At 56.1% G+C, this 15,106-nt stretch carries 15 protein-coding genes; 7 read left to right on the plus strand and 8 right to left on the minus strand.

The annotated features are described in order from the left end of the window. Positions 1-21 precede the first annotated feature (21 nt). Together LEP6406_RS0217895 and LEP6406_RS0217900 are read left to right on the plus strand one after the other, a co-directional pair. On the plus strand, positions 22-429 hold the full coding sequence (locus tag LEP6406_RS0217895) for an ExbD/TolR family protein (RefSeq protein WP_008311750.1): 408 nt from the start codon (positions 22-24) through the stop codon (positions 427-429). Between the two features lie 117 nt (positions 430-546). Beyond that, complete coding sequence (locus LEP6406_RS0217900; protein ID WP_008311747.1) at positions 547-981, plus strand: ferritin-like domain-containing protein; 435 nt, start codon at positions 547-549, stop codon at positions 979-981. 222 nt (positions 982-1,203) lie between these two features. Here the strand turns inward: LEP6406_RS0217900 and LEP6406_RS0217905 are convergent, their stop codons facing one another. The 4 genes from LEP6406_RS0217905 to LEP6406_RS0217920 form a co-directional block, all read right to left on the minus strand. Continuing rightward, positions 1,204-2,766 carry a sulfatase gene (locus LEP6406_RS0217905; protein WP_008311744.1) on the minus strand — a complete coding sequence of 521 codons (1,563 nt, stop codon included), beginning with the start codon at positions 2,764-2,766 and terminating at the stop codon, positions 1,204-1,206. A gap of 63 nt (positions 2,767-2,829) precedes the next feature. Then, entirely contained in the window at positions 2,830-3,252 is a 423-nt protein-coding gene (locus tag LEP6406_RS0217910; protein WP_008311742.1) for a hypothetical protein, read from the minus strand. A gap of 357 nt (positions 3,253-3,609) precedes the next feature. Beyond that, positions 3,610-4,281, minus strand: a complete 672-nt coding sequence (locus tag LEP6406_RS0217915) for a response regulator transcription factor (RefSeq protein ID WP_008311740.1) — start codon at positions 4,279-4,281, stop codon at positions 3,610-3,612. A 3-nt stretch (positions 4,282-4,284) separates the two neighbouring features. Further along, positions 4,285-5,535, minus strand: coding sequence for a sensor histidine kinase (locus tag LEP6406_RS0217920; RefSeq protein WP_036030939.1), 1,251 nt, complete (start codon positions 5,533-5,535; stop codon positions 4,285-4,287). A 166-nt stretch (positions 5,536-5,701) separates the two neighbouring features. Between LEP6406_RS0217920 and LEP6406_RS0217925 the strand changes: the two genes are divergently transcribed. From LEP6406_RS0217925 to LEP6406_RS0217940, 3 genes are all read left to right on the plus strand, one after another. Further along, on the plus strand, positions 5,702-6,484 hold the full coding sequence (locus LEP6406_RS0217925) for a Spy/CpxP family protein refolding chaperone (protein ID WP_008311736.1): 783 nt from the start codon (positions 5,702-5,704) through the stop codon (positions 6,482-6,484). Positions 6,485-7,088: 604 nt separating this feature from the next. After that, entirely contained in the window at positions 7,089-8,051 is a 963-nt protein-coding gene (locus tag LEP6406_RS0217930; protein ID WP_008311123.1) for a UDP-glucuronic acid decarboxylase family protein, read from the plus strand. 228 nt (positions 8,052-8,279) lie between these two features. Further along, positions 8,280-9,662, plus strand: a complete 1,383-nt coding sequence (locus LEP6406_RS0217940; RefSeq protein ID WP_008311127.1) for a UDP-glucose dehydrogenase family protein — start codon at positions 8,280-8,282, stop codon at positions 9,660-9,662. A 132-nt stretch (positions 9,663-9,794) separates the two neighbouring features. Here the strand turns inward: LEP6406_RS0217940 and LEP6406_RS0217945 are convergent, their stop codons facing one another. Next, a complete protein-coding gene (locus tag LEP6406_RS0217945) occupies positions 9,795-10,217 on the minus strand; it encodes an SHOCT domain-containing protein (protein ID WP_008311129.1) in 423 nt (140 codons plus the stop codon). 785 nt (positions 10,218-11,002) lie between these two features. Between LEP6406_RS0217945 and LEP6406_RS0217950 the strand changes: the two genes are divergently transcribed. Both LEP6406_RS0217950 and LEP6406_RS0217955 read left to right on the plus strand, forming a co-directional pair. After that, positions 11,003-11,917 carry a J domain-containing protein gene (locus tag LEP6406_RS0217950; protein WP_008311131.1) on the plus strand — a complete coding sequence of 305 codons (915 nt, stop codon included), beginning with the start codon at positions 11,003-11,005 and terminating at the stop codon, positions 11,915-11,917. Positions 11,918-12,058: 141 nt separating this feature from the next. Beyond that, the gene (locus tag LEP6406_RS0217955; protein WP_008311133.1) at positions 12,059-12,376 is read left to right on the plus strand and encodes a DUF1825 family protein; all 318 of its coding nucleotides are present in this window, start codon (positions 12,059-12,061) and stop codon (positions 12,374-12,376) included. Between the two features lie 28 nt (positions 12,377-12,404). Here the strand turns inward: LEP6406_RS0217955 and pth are convergent, their stop codons facing one another. From pth to LEP6406_RS0217970, 3 genes are all read right to left on the minus strand, one after another. Next, positions 12,405-13,046 (minus strand): aminoacyl-tRNA hydrolase, encoded by a 642-nt coding sequence (gene pth, locus LEP6406_RS0217960; protein ID WP_008311135.1) that lies wholly within the window; start codon positions 13,044-13,046, stop codon positions 12,405-12,407. Between the two features lie 181 nt (positions 13,047-13,227). Further along, on the minus strand, positions 13,228-14,130 hold the full coding sequence (locus tag LEP6406_RS0217965; RefSeq protein WP_008311137.1) for a DMT family transporter: 903 nt from the start codon (positions 14,128-14,130) through the stop codon (positions 13,228-13,230). A 167-nt stretch (positions 14,131-14,297) separates the two neighbouring features. Beyond that, on the minus strand, positions 14,298-14,834 hold the full coding sequence (locus tag LEP6406_RS0217970; RefSeq protein WP_008311140.1) for a hypothetical protein: 537 nt from the start codon (positions 14,832-14,834) through the stop codon (positions 14,298-14,300). Positions 14,835-15,106: the final 272 nt, after the last annotated feature.

Below are 15,106 nucleotides of genomic sequence, written 5' to 3' on the forward strand. Positions count from 1 at the left end.
CACTCAACACCCCAACACCCCATGTCCTACCTTCCCGAAGAAGCCGAAGACGAGTTTGAACTCAATATCGTGCCGATGATCGATGTCATCTTTGCGATTTTGACGTTCTTTATTATCTCTAGCCTGTATTTGACTCGATCAGAATCATTGCCGGTGAATCTGCCTAAGGCAGCCAGTGCTGAAGTACAAGAGCAAACGCGGATTACGGTAACGGTGGAAGATTCGGGGGATATTGCCCTGAATCGGGAGGCGATTAACCTCGAAAATTTACAAGCGGGCGTGCGTGCCCTGATGGACGCAACTCAGGAATCGGTTATTGTCATTAATGCCGATGAGGCGGTGAACCATGGCCGAGTGATTGCGGTGATGGATGAATTGCGGGAGATTGAGGGGGCGACGCTAGGGATTGCAACGCAGCAGTCGGAGTAGGGGCGGCTGGCTGGCTAGGTGAATGGGCAGATGGGTGGCCTTGTCCTGCGCTTGTCGTTAGCGTAATTTTTCCGCAGGAGAAAGGGATTTGAGTTGTCAATTAATTATTTGTAGCCAATGCAAGATCTTGATACTAGAGCCACGACGGAACTGCTGAACCAGATTATGGAATTTGAGCTGGCGGGAGTAGTGCGTTACACGCACTATTCCTTGATGGTGACGGGGCCTAACCGGATTCCCATTGTGGATTTTTTTAAGGCCCAAGCTGCTGAGTCGCTGCTCCACGCTCAGGAGGCCGGGGAGATTATTACTGGCCTGGAGGAACACCCCAGCCAGCGCATCGCGCCTATTGAGGAGACGAATCGACATGGGGTGCGAGACCTGCTGCAAGAGAGTCTAAACCACGAGCAAAAAGCATTGCAGATGTACAAGCTGCTTCTGGGGGTGGTTGAGAACGCCAGCATTTATCTAGAAGAATATGCCCGCACCAAGATTGGCCAAGAGGAGCTGCACAACTTGGAAATCAAGAAAATGCTGCGCGATTTTAGCTGATGACCTCTCTGCCCGAACCCTCTGAAGACGCTTACTCAAAGTTCATGCAGGATCGCTGTATATGATCGCAGGGTATCAACTCAAAGCGGGACAAATCTCTTGGGGAGGAGTTAGGAATTAGGAGCCAGAATCTAGGAGAGTACTGGATTCTGACTCCTGACTCCTGAATTCCTCGGAACCAATATTGTCTCGGCTTACGTTGATACCCTTATCGCAGATTCTTTAGTCTTCTAGGTAGCCCAGTTCTTGAAGGCGGCGCTGCACTTCGGGATCGTCGTACCCTTGAGCACGGGGGGCCGTGGTGGCGGTGCCGTAGCCGTCAATTTCTCCGGCGAAGGCTTGGAGACAACCTTGAAGAACTTCCACATTTTCCGGCAGGATGGCGCTGAGGTTGAGGTTTTCCTGGGGATCTTGCTGGACATCGTAGAGTTCTACTTGGTTGGTCCCAGTTTCAATCAGTTTATGGTGTCCCATCCATACTGCCCGTCGGGGTTGGTCGCAGGCGCGATCTCGCACCAGTTGTGGCTGGCGGCGCTGCATTAGGTTGACCAAGTTCTGGGGGGGAATAGCTTCTGCAAAGACATAGTCCAGTTCTGCCACGGTACTGACCAGGGTTGGATCTGTCACCAGACTTAGGGTTTGCTCTGGTTCGCTGGCCAGATGGGCTGCGTCCAGCACTGTATGGAACAGCCGCCGGGTAGAGACCACCTCCTCGACCACGGCTCCCTGGGGCAGGCGCTGGGCGGGGTCGCGAATAATCAGGGGCACCCGCACCAGTTCGTTATAGATGGATAGGCTGTGGCCCATGAACTGCTTTTCCCCTAGGTGCTCGCCATGGTCGGCACAGATAATGACGAGGGTGTTATCCAGGCAACCGGATTGGGACAGCTTGGCAAAGAAGCGCCCTAGGTGTTCATCTTGGGCTGCCACCTCGGCGTCATACATGCCATCTAGGGTTTTCTTTTGCTCCTCATTTAGGGCTCCTGTAAGAGGGGCTAGCCAGCCGTATACGTCGCTGTTGAAGCGGTGGAGAAAACTACGGGCATCGCGATCGCGCAGGACATGGGGGGCAAATTGCTCTACGTAGGCGCGAGGGGGGTGGTAGGGCATGTGGGTTCCCATCAGATTCACAAAGGCAAAGATGGGTTGGTCTGCATCGACACCATTGCGATCGCACAATAGGCGTGCCGTATCCTCCAAGGATTTAGCCGTGTTGCCCTTAAAGCTGAGGGCCGTCTGCCACAGGGGAACCATCAGGGGCGTAAAGGATAGGGACAGCAGCCAGTCGGAGCGGGCAAAGGCATCCTGAAGCCTGATCATGATGTCAGAGAGCCGCCGCTTGAACCATTGGCGATAGCGATCCAACCAGCCGGAGGAACTGCCTGCCTGGTTAGGCCGGGAGGTGAGGAGGCCGCTGTAATTCAAAAAGCTGAGGTAGCCCCGCCGTAGACCATTGTTGATCACTCCCACTAGGGGGTTGTTGCAAAAGCCCGCAGTAAAGTAGCCGCCGTCCCGCAGCCGCTCCGCCAGGGTGGGAATCTCCGCCGGCATCGTCGAGTAGGTCTGGACCATGGTGTGCTCCGAGGGATAGAGCCCTGTAAACATGGAGGCATGGGAGGGAACCGTCCATTGGGCCGGTGCGATCGCAGTTTCAAACCGGGTAGAGGTGGCGGCAAATTGGTCTAAATTTGGCGTTGTCGGAAGTCCGTAGCCATAGCAAGAAAGCCGATCCACGCGCTGGGTGTCCAGCACGATGAAGAGGATATCGGGACGAGGGCTCACCATGGCATTCACATTCCGTTGAAGACTATTTTCAGCATAACGACGTAGGGGAAGAACATCCGGCGGCTAGCGATCCTCCTCCACTGGGGGCAACACTTCCACGGAGACCACCGTGGCATCGCGGGTATCGTCCGTTATGTCCACCGCATCCACCTCTACCGTACCCTCGGGGACATCCCGCTGAAACCCTTCTAGCGTCACCTGGAGCGGCGTTTGGCAATTGGGGCAGACCGTCCGCATCTTGTTTAACCCTGTCAAGGAGGTTTGACACACCGGGCAAGCTCCCTCAATCAGGTTGCGGTTCAGCCACCAGCGAAACCCCAGGAAGCCAATCACGGGGGCCACCAACAGTAGAACCAATAACACGGCGATAGACTTCACCAGCCAGCCTAGACCCAAGGCTCCCAAAAGCCATGCAAACCCAATCACCGTCAGCCAGCAGCCTAGGCCCGAAAAGTTGAGTTGAGCGTTATTTCCTTGGGGGTACATGGCGATATCCTCAACTATCCTTCAGTCCAGTATCCTTCAGTCCAGGGTGGCGATGGGGGGCTAGAGAACCCCGCCTGCCCAGAGCGCACTGTTCCGACATCATGGGTCTAGGGCATCTGCATGGATCTAGATCTGCATGGATCTGGATCTGCACGGGTCTGTAATCGCCCTAGGCACCGACATCGAGACTTCTTCAGACTAGACCACATTTCCCCGACTCAGATCCCCAAGGATGTCGCGATCTCCCCCCTACCCTGGGGCGATCGCATAGCCATAGGCTCTAAACCCCTGATGGGACAGGATCGCCCCAGGGTAGGAGGTAGTCCCAGGTAAAGACCCACCCAGGAACTGAACCGCTTAGCTGCCGCTGGGCAGGTGGTCACGGATCGTGGCCGCAACGAGGGCGGCTTGGGTGCGATCGCGCAATTCCAGTCGATTCAGCACATTGGTTACATGGTTTTTGACCGTACCCTCAGAGATGTAGAGCTGGGCGGCAATTTCCCGGTTACTGGCCCCCGACCCAATCAGCGCCAGCACCTGTCGTTCCCGAGGGGTGAGGTCTTGGAACCCAGGGGGTAGGGGGGGCGCGTCAGGCGTAGTGGTCATCGTCGGCATCATCTTTTGAAAAATGCCAGGGCCAAACTGGGTATAGCCCCGATGCACCGCCCGAATTGCCGCCGCCAACTCCTCCGAGGGCGTGTCCTTGAGCAAATAGCCCATCGCCCCCGCCGCGATCGCCTGCTGTACCAACTCATCCTCATCAAAGGTGGTGAGGACCAAAACCTTCACCGTGGGAAAGCGCTGACGGATTTCGCGACTGGCGGCAACCCCGTCCATGACAGGCATTCGCATGTCCATCAGCACCACCTCTACCGCCTCCGGACCATTGCTACAGGTGTGCAGAACTTGGAGCGCTTGGCGACCATTTTCCGCTTCCGCCACGACTTGCACATCTGCCTCTAGCCCCAGCAGAACCCGTAAGCCTTGACGAATAATCACCTGGTCATCCACCAGCAGTACCCGAATCATGGTCTATCTCCCCAGGAGTTCATCTTCTGCCGAGGGTGGTTGCGGCAACCACACCTGAATGGTGCAGCCCTCACCGGGGGCGCTGATCAGTTGAAATCGACCCCCATCTCCCTCCGCCCGCTCCCGTATTCCCTTGAGGCCAAACCCGGTGCGGTTGTCATCTAGAAAAAAGCCCCGACCATCGTCGCGAATGGTGACGGAGATACCGCCGCCATGGTCAGCGGGGATAGTCTGCACCGAAATATCCACGGCAGTGGCTTCGGCATGGCGGGCAATATTGGTCAGTGCTTCTTGCATCATGCGGTAGATGCTTACCTGAAGGTAGCTGGGGAGGGAGGGGGCATTGATCTTGATCTGGGGCGTTACTCCGGTGGCCTCGGTCAATTGCTGGGCTAATTGCGCGATCGCATCCGACAGCGATCGGGCCTGGAGTGGATTGGAGCGCATCGTGGCCACCGCCCGCCGCACATCCTCTAGGGCGGTGGAACCCATTTGCTTGGCCTGGAGTAGAAAGTCATGGGCCTTGGCCGCATCCCCCGGCCAGAGCTTGACGGCACTTTCGAGCTGGATATTGAGAGCGGTAAGGGAATGGCCCAGGGAGTCGTGGATGTCGCGGGCAATGCGGCTGCGTTCCTGGGCCATCGCCAGGGCTTCGATCTGGGCAGCGGATTCCCGCAGCTTTTCATTAGCCCGCCGTAGTTCCTCCCGCCGTTGTCGCTCCGCCAGTAAGGCGTTGACCATGAACAATACAAACACCATCAGCACCCCGAACAGGAAGATTAAATTCACCTGGATTCCGGTCAACAGCGGCAAGAGGGGCCGTCCCACCCGGAAGGGTAGCCGTTCTGCCAAGAGCCGCAGCCGCACCTGCAACACCCCAGCAAACATCAGAAAAGATCCGCAGAGCACCACAATGCGTCCCGCCATGGCCAGCATCAGGCAACTGCGAATCAGCAAAATTAAGTAGAGAAAGGGAAATAGTCGTAACCCCGCTAACCCGGCTTGGGAGGCGAGCAGAATCAGACAGCCCTGGACGGCAATGTGGACGGTTCGGAGCCACGGTGACTGAGTGGGTAGCCGCAGCCCTAGGGCTCCAAAGAGGAGTAGAGCCGCGATCGCAACCCCCGGCCCTACCGTATGGCGGGGTAAGGGCACCGGAGTCAACTCACTTACTACCGCCACCCCCAGCAGCACCCACTCCAGATGCAGCAAAAAGGGAAAGGGATGGTTACTTGGACGAATTATTGGGGGCATCACCCTACCTGCATCGACCTCCATCAAAGCGCAAAGAGGCTCCCCCGTGATCATGGCCAAAGTCATGGTTGAACTATGACCTTTGCCCCAGGGCAGTCCTCAAGGCACTGCCTAGGATGAGATTACGTCAAGATTTCATCCCTAACAGAACACCAGAGGAACCCCTATGAAACGCCTGTTAACAGCGAGCTTGGTTGGACTATTGGGGGCTGTAACCCTGGGGGCAGCCACCCTAGTTAGCCAACCCCATAGCGCTCGCGCCAATGGTCATCCCGGTCTAGAGACCCTAGAGCTGAGTTCGGAACAACGTACCGCCATTGGAGACATCTTTGCCCGAATTCGAGCCGAGGTAGAGACCCTACTCACCGACGAACAAAAAGCAGCTTTTACCGCAGCCTTGAGCGACAGCCCCAACGATAGCCCCAACTACTGGCAGGCATTTCAGGCGGCCAACCTCAGCGATGACCAAAAAGCTGCCGTGCGCGAAATCATGGCCACTGCCCATGGCGAGATCGGTGAGGTGTTGACGGATGAACAACGTCAGGAACTCCAGGAGGCCATGGGGGCACGCCGGGGTAACGGGCATGGGGCACGGGGGCGAGGTGGCCCCAACCCAGAGGCAGTGGTCCAGGCTCTAGCCACCTTGGATCTGACGACGGATCAAAAGTCTCAGATTCAGGAGGTGGTAGCCCGGAGTCGCACTGATGCGGCGGCACTGCTCACGGCAGAGCAGCAGGCGACCTTTGCAGAAACCTTCGCAGAAACCCAAAGTTACTGGCAAGCGTTTACCAGCATCACCCTCAGCGATGAACAGAAGGCTGGTGTGCGGACGGTCATGATGACTGCTCGGGAGGAAATTACGGAGGTGCTCACGGCAGAGCAGCGCCAGCAACTCCGGGAAGCCCTGATGGCACAACACCGCGATCGCGGGGCTCGTCGCCCCCGCTAACAAGATCCCAGCTCGGTTTTGGATTTCGGTTCTGGATTAACGATCCAGAACCGAAGATTTCGCCGCCTGCCCGCAGGGCTTTGGGGTAGGGGCGCGGTTTCCGCGCCCAATGCAGAATGTCGCTCGGAATGACAGGCTTCCCTCTGTGTCTTCGGGAGGAGTAACCGAGTCGTAGGGTGGTTGCCCGGTGGGCGGGTGGCCGATATTGGGCTTTGGGGTAGGGGCGCGGTTTCCGCGCCCAATGCAGAATGTCGCTCGGAATGACAGGCTTCCCTCTGTGTCTTCGGGAGGAGTAACCGAGTCGTAGGGTGGCTGCCCGGTGGGCGGGTGGCCGATATTGGGCTGGTGGTGGGGTGTTATTTAATTGCACGTCCTCTAGGACATCTAGGCGGCAAGCGGAAGGCGGCAACCAGAAAGCAGATTGCCGTGAACGAAGCCAAACGGAATGGGAATTGGGGCATTCATTCCCCTATAAGGTGTTTGGGAAGTCGCAGTTCTCCGTAAATCCTGGTAGAAGGGGTTACTCCAAGGGCTAGGAGGGGTATCCTCCTGAGTGTAGCCGCAGGAGCCCCTTGTTCCTGGTCCTTCTCGACACCTAATTCCTATGCGAATTTTAGTCACTGGCGGAGCCGGTTTTATTGGCTCGCACCTCATTGACCGCCTAATGGAGACTAACCATGAGGTTCTCTGCCTAGATAACTTTTTCACCGGGCACAAGCGCAACATTCAGCATTGGTTTGGCAATCCCCGCTTTGAACTGATTCGCCACGACATTACAGAGCCCATCCGCCTAGAGGTGGATCAGATTTACCACTTGGCTTGCCCCGCTTCCCCGGTTCACTATCAGTACAATCCCGTCAAAACGAGCAAGACCAACTTCCTCGGCACCCTCAATATGTTGGGCTTGGCTAAGCGGGTTAAAGCCCGTTTCTTTCTCGCCTCCACCTCCGAAGTCTATGGGGATCCTGAAATTCACCCCCAGCCAGAAAGTTATCGGGGCAATGTTAACCCCATTGGTATCCGCAGTTGCTACGACGAGGGCAAGCGGGTGGCGGAAACCCTAGCTTTTGACTACTACCGCCAAAATAGTGTGGATATTCGGGTGGTGCGGATCTTTAATACCTATGGTCCCCGGATGTTAGAGAACGATGGCCGGGTTGTGAGCAACCTGATTGTCCAGTCTCTCAAGGGCATTCCCCTGACGGTGTACGGCGATGGATCCCAAACCCGGAGCTTCTGCTACGTCTCGGACTTGGTGGAGGGATTCATTCGGCTGATGAATAGCGACACCGTTGGCCCCGTCAACCTGGGTAACCCGGATGAGTACACCATCTTGCAATTGGCGGAAACCATTCAGGCCATGGTCAACCCCGAAGCCCGACTTAAGTTTGAACCCCTGCCCCAGGATGACCCCCGCCGTCGCAAGCCTGATATCACTCTGGCCAAGACGGCTCTTGGCTGGGAGCCCACTATCCCCCTGACTCTAGGTCTGCAAAAGACCATTGAAGATTTTCGGGCTCGCATTGCTATGGGGATCCCCTCCATGGCGGAATCTACCTTGATCTAGATCTCCCTAACCGTTCGTGGCTCAGTGCCGACTGGGCCACGAGCTGGTGGGTGATGATTTCCAGCGCTACACCCCAGGGTTTAACCGCTGGAAACTACCACTGGAAACTATCGTGTCGGTTGCTGCCCTTGGGAACCCTAGCCCTAGATATCAATATTGATGGGCACCCCCCGCCAAGTGGCATCTATTTTGGAAAGCTCACCTTAGTGCAATGAGGACTGTAACCCTATGCGTGTTTGTGTAATTGGAACTGGATATGTGGGCCTAGTGACCGGTGTCTGCCTATCCCACATTGGTCATGATGTCATTTGCGTTGATAACAACGAGCAAAAAGTGACCCTGATGCGGTCGGGTCAGTCGCCGATCTATGAGCCCGGTCTGTCGGAGTTGATGAAGTCTTCTATGGAGGTGGGGCGACTCACCTTTACGACGGATCTGGCGGCGGGGGTGGCCCACGGTGAGATTCTGTTCATTGCTGTGGGTACGCCGCCTTTGCCTACGGGGGAGAGTGATACCCGCTATGTGGAGGCGGTAGCCCGTGGAATTGGCGCTCACCTGAATGGGGGCTATAAGGTCATCGTCAATAAGTCTACGGTGCCCATTGGTTCGGGGGACTGGGTCCGGATGATCGTCTTGGATGGTATTGCCGAACGCAGAAAGGCGCTGGTGGGGGCTGGAGGACCGTCTACGGAGGAGGCCATTCAGGCCGACTTTGATGTGGTCAGTAATCCTGAGTTTCTGCGGGAGGGCTCGGCGGTCTACGATACCTTCAACCCTGATCGTATTGTCCTGGGGAGCAACAATGAACGCGCGATCTCGATGATGCAGGAACTCTATGCCCCCTTGGTGGAGCGTAAGTTTGCTGAGGAGGCGGATCTGCCTCAGGTGCCCGTGGTGGTGACGGACCTGAGTTCCGCCGAGATGGTGAAGTACGCTTCCAATGCCTTCCTGGCCACCAAGATTAGCTTCATTAATGAAGTGGCCAATATTTGCGATCGCGTTGGAGCCGATGTCACCCAGGTGGCTCTGGGCATTGGCCTCGATTCCCGTATTGGTAAGAAGTTCCTCCAGGCGGGCATTGGCTGGGGTGGCTCCTGCTTCCCGAAGGATGTGCTGGCCCTACTACACACTGCCGATGACTATGGCTACGAGGCAGAATTGCTGAAGGCCACCGTCAGCGTCAACCAGCACCAACGACTGGTGGCCCTGGAAAAACTCCAGCAGGAACTCAAAATCCTGAAGGGCAAAACCATTGGCCTTCTGGGGCTCACCTTCAAGCCCGACACCGACGACATGCGAGATGCCCCCTCTCTGACCCTGATCGAGCAGCTTAATCGTCTGGGGGCCAGGGTCAAAGCCTACGATCCCATCGTCTCCCAAAGTGGTCTGCGGGATGGTCTATCGGGGGTGATTGTGGAAACGGATCCCGAACGACTGGCGGACGGCTGTGATGCCCTCGTACTGGTCACAGACTGGAAGCAATTTGAGTCTCTCGACTACGGCAAGATGGCGAAGCTTATGCACACGCCAGTGCTGATCGATGGCCGCAACTTCCTGAATCAAAAGGCTATGGAAGCCGCAGGGTTCCGCTACCTGGGTATTGGCCGTTAGCCTAGTGCTCTGTCAAGCCTCAATTTGTAGGTTGGGTGCAGCGCTAGCGAAACCCAACATGACCCACCGCTGTTGGGTTCCACTCCGTTTCACCCAACCTACGCAGACTCCAAAGGTAAAGTTGACAGACACCTAGGACGTTCCCGATTCCGCCAACTCCAGTAGGTGTCGTCGCTGTTGTTCAAACTCCTGCTCTGTAATTAGCCCCTCCTGACGAAGCTGTTCTAGATCGCGAATGGCGGCGGCGATGGCCTGGGTCTGTTGTGCGATCGCGGTTCCTGTAGCTGGGGACTGCGATCGCCAAAATTGGGGCAGACCACTCCCCATCGGTATCGCCATCAGATACCAAATCGCCTCCAGAGCACAGGCCATACGGGGAATTTGGGTCCATCCTAAAGACAAATAGAGCACTCCCCAAAGGGGCTGGCCCAGATAAAACTTGTGGAGGCCCGCCAAGGGAACAGGCGAGGGATTCAGGGCTCCCGCCAGGGCTAAGGTGGCCGCCACCACCTTGCGCGGGGGATTTTGGGGAGGGGTATCTAGAAGGGGGGCCATAGGGTGTGAGGGTGGATGGGTGTGTATAGCCTGAAGGCATTCAAGAAAGGCGTTGGCGAAGCCACTCCCAGGGAGTTAGCCTGCCCATTGGCGATGAGCCTGCCTTTGGCATAGGGCTTGGGTGGCGGTTATTTGGAGAACTGGGATGAGTCCTCATGGGGGCAATACAGGGACTTTCTGGACGGGAGATGCCCCAGATCCCAAATTAATGGTCGCAGGTATCTGGTTTATGTCCGGTTGAGGGGCCTGGAGCCTAGAAAAGTCAGTTTAAACCAGCCGCCTAAAAATAAACCTTGCCCAAGTCCAGAAGTGGAGTTTTCCCGGTGGGGAAGCTCCAGATTTCGAGCTGGACTTGGTATCGCATTCCATATTGGACCGCCCCCGTCCCTATTGCGGTTGAGCTACCCTGGGCTAGCCCCCTCTGCCGTGATCCAGGATTGACGATTCATCACTTCTGTCCACCGATTCCGGTCTTCCTAGGTTACGGTGAGAAGCAACCCTAATCCAGAACGATGGGTCTGTATTGCTTCATGAGCCAAAATGAGCTGCCCTTTGCCTCAAATCCGACTCCGTATATATTCGTATATTCATTATCCTAGGAAGGAATGGTGCTCTCTTGAGGCGTGTCCTAGCGGATCCTAGGCCAGACGACGGAGAAGCCACCCTTCTCTAGCGAAAGAGGTCTATGAAGCGTACTTGAGTACACTGCTTTCCTGGAGCGCCTGTCCCAGACCCTTTCGCTACCCCGTTCTATCCCCTACCGTCGCCACATCAGGCCGTCTTGCATGTCGAATGCCGATTTCTCGCCCGATTGGATTAAACGCTTTGCGACCGATCCCTATGCTGTCCTGGGGTTAGCGGTGACGGCTGACGAGCGCCGTATTTTGAAGCGTTATCACCAGGTCGCAAAACAACTTCACCCCGATGTCCAATCTGGCAACGATGACGCCGGCGAAGCGTTTGCAAATCAAGTCCTGACCCGGTTTGTGAATCCGGCCTATCAGCGCCTCAAACAGGAGAAGGGGCGTGCTGAAACCCTGGCTACTCTACGGTTTAAGGTGCGCCGTCTGAGTCGCGAAGAGAAACTCCAGGCGCGACGGGATCTGGCGCAAAAGTTGATGGTCGTGCCCGAATCAGAGGTGGATACCTTCTACGAGCAGACCCTCACCCAACTGTCGGAGATTCAATACGAGTCTGCTGAGACATTTATCCAGCAGACCGCTGCGATCGCAGAATTGAACATGATCTATCTGCGCCGCAAGATGGGGGATCCGGTAATTCGGGAAAAACGCGCCGGTCTAGTCTCCTCCGCCACAATCCAGACTCCAGTAACGGCTCCCCCCCCCGCCCCCTTCGAACCGGAGCCCGAACCCGTCAACTACGCTCAACGCCATATTGAGCGGGCCAAAACCTACATTGCGAACAAGCGCTACCCCCAAGCAATCCAAGAGTTACGGGATGCCGTCCGCATTGAAGCCACTAACGCGGGCTACCACACCATGCTGGGCCAAGCCTACCTACTCAACAAGATGGAGGGGATGGCCAAGGTCCATATTCGCCAAGCCTTAAAACTCAATCCTCGCCATGCTGTAGCCCTCAAGTACGCGCACCAGCTTGCCATCGATACCGGCGAATACAACAACAATGGTTCCCAACAGAAGGGGGGCGGGTTATTTGGCATGTTTGCTAAGAAGCGCTAAGGGTGGGGATATTTCACCTTGGCCAGCGGCGGGGATCCTTCGTAGGCTAGGGATATTCAAGATCTAAGACACCCTTCTAGCGGTTCCCTGGAATCTAGCTGGTAAGGCAACTTACGAAAGGTCAGCGAGGAAGATAGGGATATGGGCTTTTTTGATTCCGAGATTGTTCAACAAGAAGCGATGCAACTGTTTCAGGACTATCAAAACCTGATGCAGTTGGGCAGTAGCTACGGTAAGTTTGACCGCGAGGGCAAGATCCTCTACATCGAGAAGATGGAAACCATGATGGAGCGCTACCGCATCTTCATGAAGCGCTTCGAGCTGTCTGAGGACTTTGCCGCCCAGATGACGGTGGAGCAGCTCAAAACCCAGCTCAATCAGTTTGGGGTCACACCCCAGCAGATGTTTGACCAGATGCATCAAACTCTGGAACGGATGAAGGCGGAAATCGATAAGTAGTTTTAGACCCCCTTAGACGACCCAATGCCTAACCCAGGGCGCTAGGGGCTTCAATGGTGCGGCCATTAAAACGACTCATAGCCTTCTCGACGCCCTCCCGCAGGGCCATTTCCACGACATCTGCCGCTAGGGTAACCACCTCTTCCATGTGGGCGCGCTCGGCGGCAGAGGGGCGGCCTAGGACATGGGCCACGACGGCGCGATCACCGGGTTCCCCTGTCGCTGTTCTGCCGATGCCTAGGCGCAGACGGGGGAAGTCTTGCCCCCCCAGGTGGGCAATTAGGGATTTCATGCCGTTATGGCCGCCAGCGGAGCCCGACAGTCGTAGCCGCAGTCGCCCCGTGGCCAGATCCATGTCGTCATAGATCACGAGCACGGCCTCGGGCTCCACTTTGTACCAATCCAAGACCGCCCGCACCGATTGACCGGAGCGGTTCATGTAGGTTTGGGGCTTGAGAAGACCAACCTTGTGCCCTGCGGCCCAGCCCTCGCCGTAGATGCCTTGGAACTTAGCTTGACTGGCTAGGGCAACCTGCCAGCGGTGGGCCAAGGTATCTACCACCTCAAAGCCAATGTTGTGGCGAGTCTTGGCATATTTTTCGCCGGGATTCCCCAGGCCCACCACCAATCGGGGAATAATCAAGTGGGGAGTGGCGCTATCGTCAGCCATGGCAACAGAATGAATTACAACAGAGGGCCGGGTCAATCTCATTTTTGCAAACTTATGGCCCCATCCTGTGGCCAAAGTCCAAGGTCGCTACCCCAAGCGGCAGCATTTTCCTGCGAGTCCCTAATGGTGATCCACGGCGCTCGGAGCCGTTCCTAGGGAAAATGGCAAAACGGCTGCTCAGCTAGTTGCTCACCAGTAGCCAGATGCCTGCCAAGGCTACGAGCACGCCCAGTACGGCCCGTCCCGTCACCCGTTCTCCCAGGAGAGCGGCGATGGGGAGGACAAACAGGGGGCTGGTGGCGGTCAGGGATTGAGCAATGCCTGTGGAGGCATACTTGAATGCCACCTGCTGAAGCCAGATGGCGAGATAGGTGCCGAGAAAGGCGGTCAGTATCAGAACGGGCCAAATCTGGGGCGATCGCAATCCTTGAAATGGGGCACGGCCTTGTCCCCGCCCTAGGAGCAGGAAGAGCAGGACTCCGACCCCAGCCCCCAATCGCAGCAGACTACTCCAGAGGGGATCTACTGCTGTGTTTGCCAGGGCGGCGCGGGACATGACGGCACCGCTGGCCTGCCCCAGGGCGGCTAAAGCCCCCCAGACAATGCCGCGCCTTGGAGACAAGCCTACTCCGGCTCCCGCTGCGGGAACACCCTCGGAAATGACCCAACTCACCCCCAGCAGGGTGAGAAAAATGCCGACCCATGCGATCGCACTTAAGGTTTCCTTTAGAAAAACTAGGGCCAGTACCGCTGAGAGGGGGGGAGCCAAGCATTCCATCAGGAGGGCACGACGGGGGCCGAGGTGATTGACGGCGCTGAAGTAGGCGGTATCCCCCAGACCAATGCCGATGGCTCCACTCAGCACTAACCACAGGACCGAGGCTCCCGGCAATTGGGGCGCTGTTCCCGATCGCAGCACCAGGGTCAGGCTAATAAATGCGATCGCAATGCCGCCCTTGACCAAGTTCAGAACCAGGGGCGATAGAGTTTTGCCCAAGCGCCCGAATAGCACCGTCGCGATCGCCCACAGTGCCGCCGCCGTCAGGGCTGCGGTTTCCCCCTGACCCAGGTACCCATTATCCAATGCTTGTCACCGCCTGAATTTTCCTTGTCAGCCTATCGGAAAAAGCCAGCGGTGGTAGATAACCTCGAACTCAACATCAATGGCCCTCAACCGTCCGCTGCATTGGAATTATGGGGAGACCGTTTTAGCTGTGAAGAAGTGCTTCGTAACGATCGCGATCGCCTCATCTATGAAACGCATTTAAGAGCCAGTAGTTCGCTTAACTTATTCTTTAAGTCTGGCGATACCATCAGTGGCTTATAAACTTCGCCTTCATAGGGACACCAAACGTAGCCGGTACTGAAAGGTTGAAATAAAGTCGAGGCTCCGAGCGATTGCCAAACTGCCTCAGCCAAGACTAAACCTGGAAACCTGGGAACGGTTCCTTCCGAGATCAACTCACTATAGGTTCTAAATTCATCAACTTCCACGCCAACCAAGGCATACCGAAAGGGGGGAGCAGACTGCAACTGCTGATAGAGTTCAATACCTAACTCCGTCATCTGGTAAGCAATGTCAGAACCCTCAATTCCCGCTTCACTGATGCCACTGGGACAAACCTGACACCACCAGTTCCCCTCGATATCCTGAAAAATTGCTGTATGGCATTGGGATGCATTACCGTTTGAAAAAAGATAGGAAAGACCGTCGAAATACTGGGCAAACTGCTCAGCAGCAACCTGTTTTGCCCCACATTCAGCCGACAAACTAAATGCCCACGTCATTTTAACTAACCCTCTCTCAGCTAGTTTGGGTATTTGTCAATGCGGTCTCGTACTTTTCCAGGAGCATCGTGACTCTTGGCATAATGCTAATGCCAATGCCGAGCCTGACTCCCAAAAGCCGAGCACTGCGCCCCACTTTAGGTTTACCGTTTACTTCCGCCATGCCTTGATAGTAAAGTTTCGTCACGCAACAGGAATGAACCAATCAATTTCAAGAGCATAGATCCAAAATTCCTCATTGCGGTCTAACACTATATCCCTCTGACCTATGG

The sequence above is a fragment of the Leptolyngbya sp. PCC 6406 genome, from assembly GCF_000332095.2.
Lineage (GTDB): Bacteria > Cyanobacteriota > Cyanobacteriia > Phormidesmidales > Phormidesmidaceae > PCC-6406.

What these genes read in the sequence shown, in the direction of transcription:
- LEP6406_RS0217905 (WP_008311744.1), bottom strand. Translation starts at nt 2,766, where the DNA reads ATGGTGAGCCCTCGTCCCGATATCCTCTTCATCGTGCTGGACACCCAG.
- LEP6406_RS0217955 (WP_008311133.1), top strand. Translation starts at nt 12,059, where the DNA reads ATGGGCTTTTTTGATTCCGAGATTGTTCAACAAGAAGCGATGCAACTG.
- LEP6406_RS0217915 (WP_008311740.1), bottom strand. Translation starts at nt 4,281, where the DNA reads ATGATTCGGGTACTGCTGGTGGATGACCAGGTGATTATTCGTCAAGGC.
- LEP6406_RS0217925 (WP_008311736.1), top strand. Translation starts at nt 5,702, where the DNA reads ATGAAACGCCTGTTAACAGCGAGCTTGGTTGGACTATTGGGGGCTGTA.
- LEP6406_RS0217920 (WP_036030939.1), bottom strand. Translation starts at nt 5,535, where the DNA reads ATGCCCCCAATAATTCGTCCAAGTAACCATCCCTTTCCCTTTTTGCTG.
- LEP6406_RS0217930 (WP_008311123.1), top strand. Translation starts at nt 7,089, where the DNA reads ATGCGAATTTTAGTCACTGGCGGAGCCGGTTTTATTGGCTCGCACCTC.
- pth (WP_008311135.1), bottom strand. Translation starts at nt 13,046, where the DNA reads ATGGCTGACGATAGCGCCACTCCCCACTTGATTATTCCCCGATTGGTG.
- LEP6406_RS0217900 (WP_008311747.1), top strand. Translation starts at nt 547, where the DNA reads ATGCAAGATCTTGATACTAGAGCCACGACGGAACTGCTGAACCAGATT.
- LEP6406_RS0217895 (WP_008311750.1), top strand. Translation starts at nt 22, where the DNA reads ATGTCCTACCTTCCCGAAGAAGCCGAAGACGAGTTTGAACTCAATATC.
- LEP6406_RS0217945 (WP_008311129.1), bottom strand. Translation starts at nt 10,217, where the DNA reads ATGGCCCCCCTTCTAGATACCCCTCCCCAAAATCCCCCGCGCAAGGTG.
- LEP6406_RS0217950 (WP_008311131.1), top strand. Translation starts at nt 11,003, where the DNA reads ATGTCGAATGCCGATTTCTCGCCCGATTGGATTAAACGCTTTGCGACC.
- LEP6406_RS0217910 (WP_008311742.1), bottom strand. Translation starts at nt 3,252, where the DNA reads ATGTACCCCCAAGGAAATAACGCTCAACTCAACTTTTCGGGCCTAGGC.
- LEP6406_RS0217940 (WP_008311127.1), top strand. Translation starts at nt 8,280, where the DNA reads ATGCGTGTTTGTGTAATTGGAACTGGATATGTGGGCCTAGTGACCGGT.
- LEP6406_RS0217970 (WP_008311140.1), bottom strand. Translation starts at nt 14,834, where the DNA reads ATGACGTGGGCATTTAGTTTGTCGGCTGAATGTGGGGCAAAACAGGTT.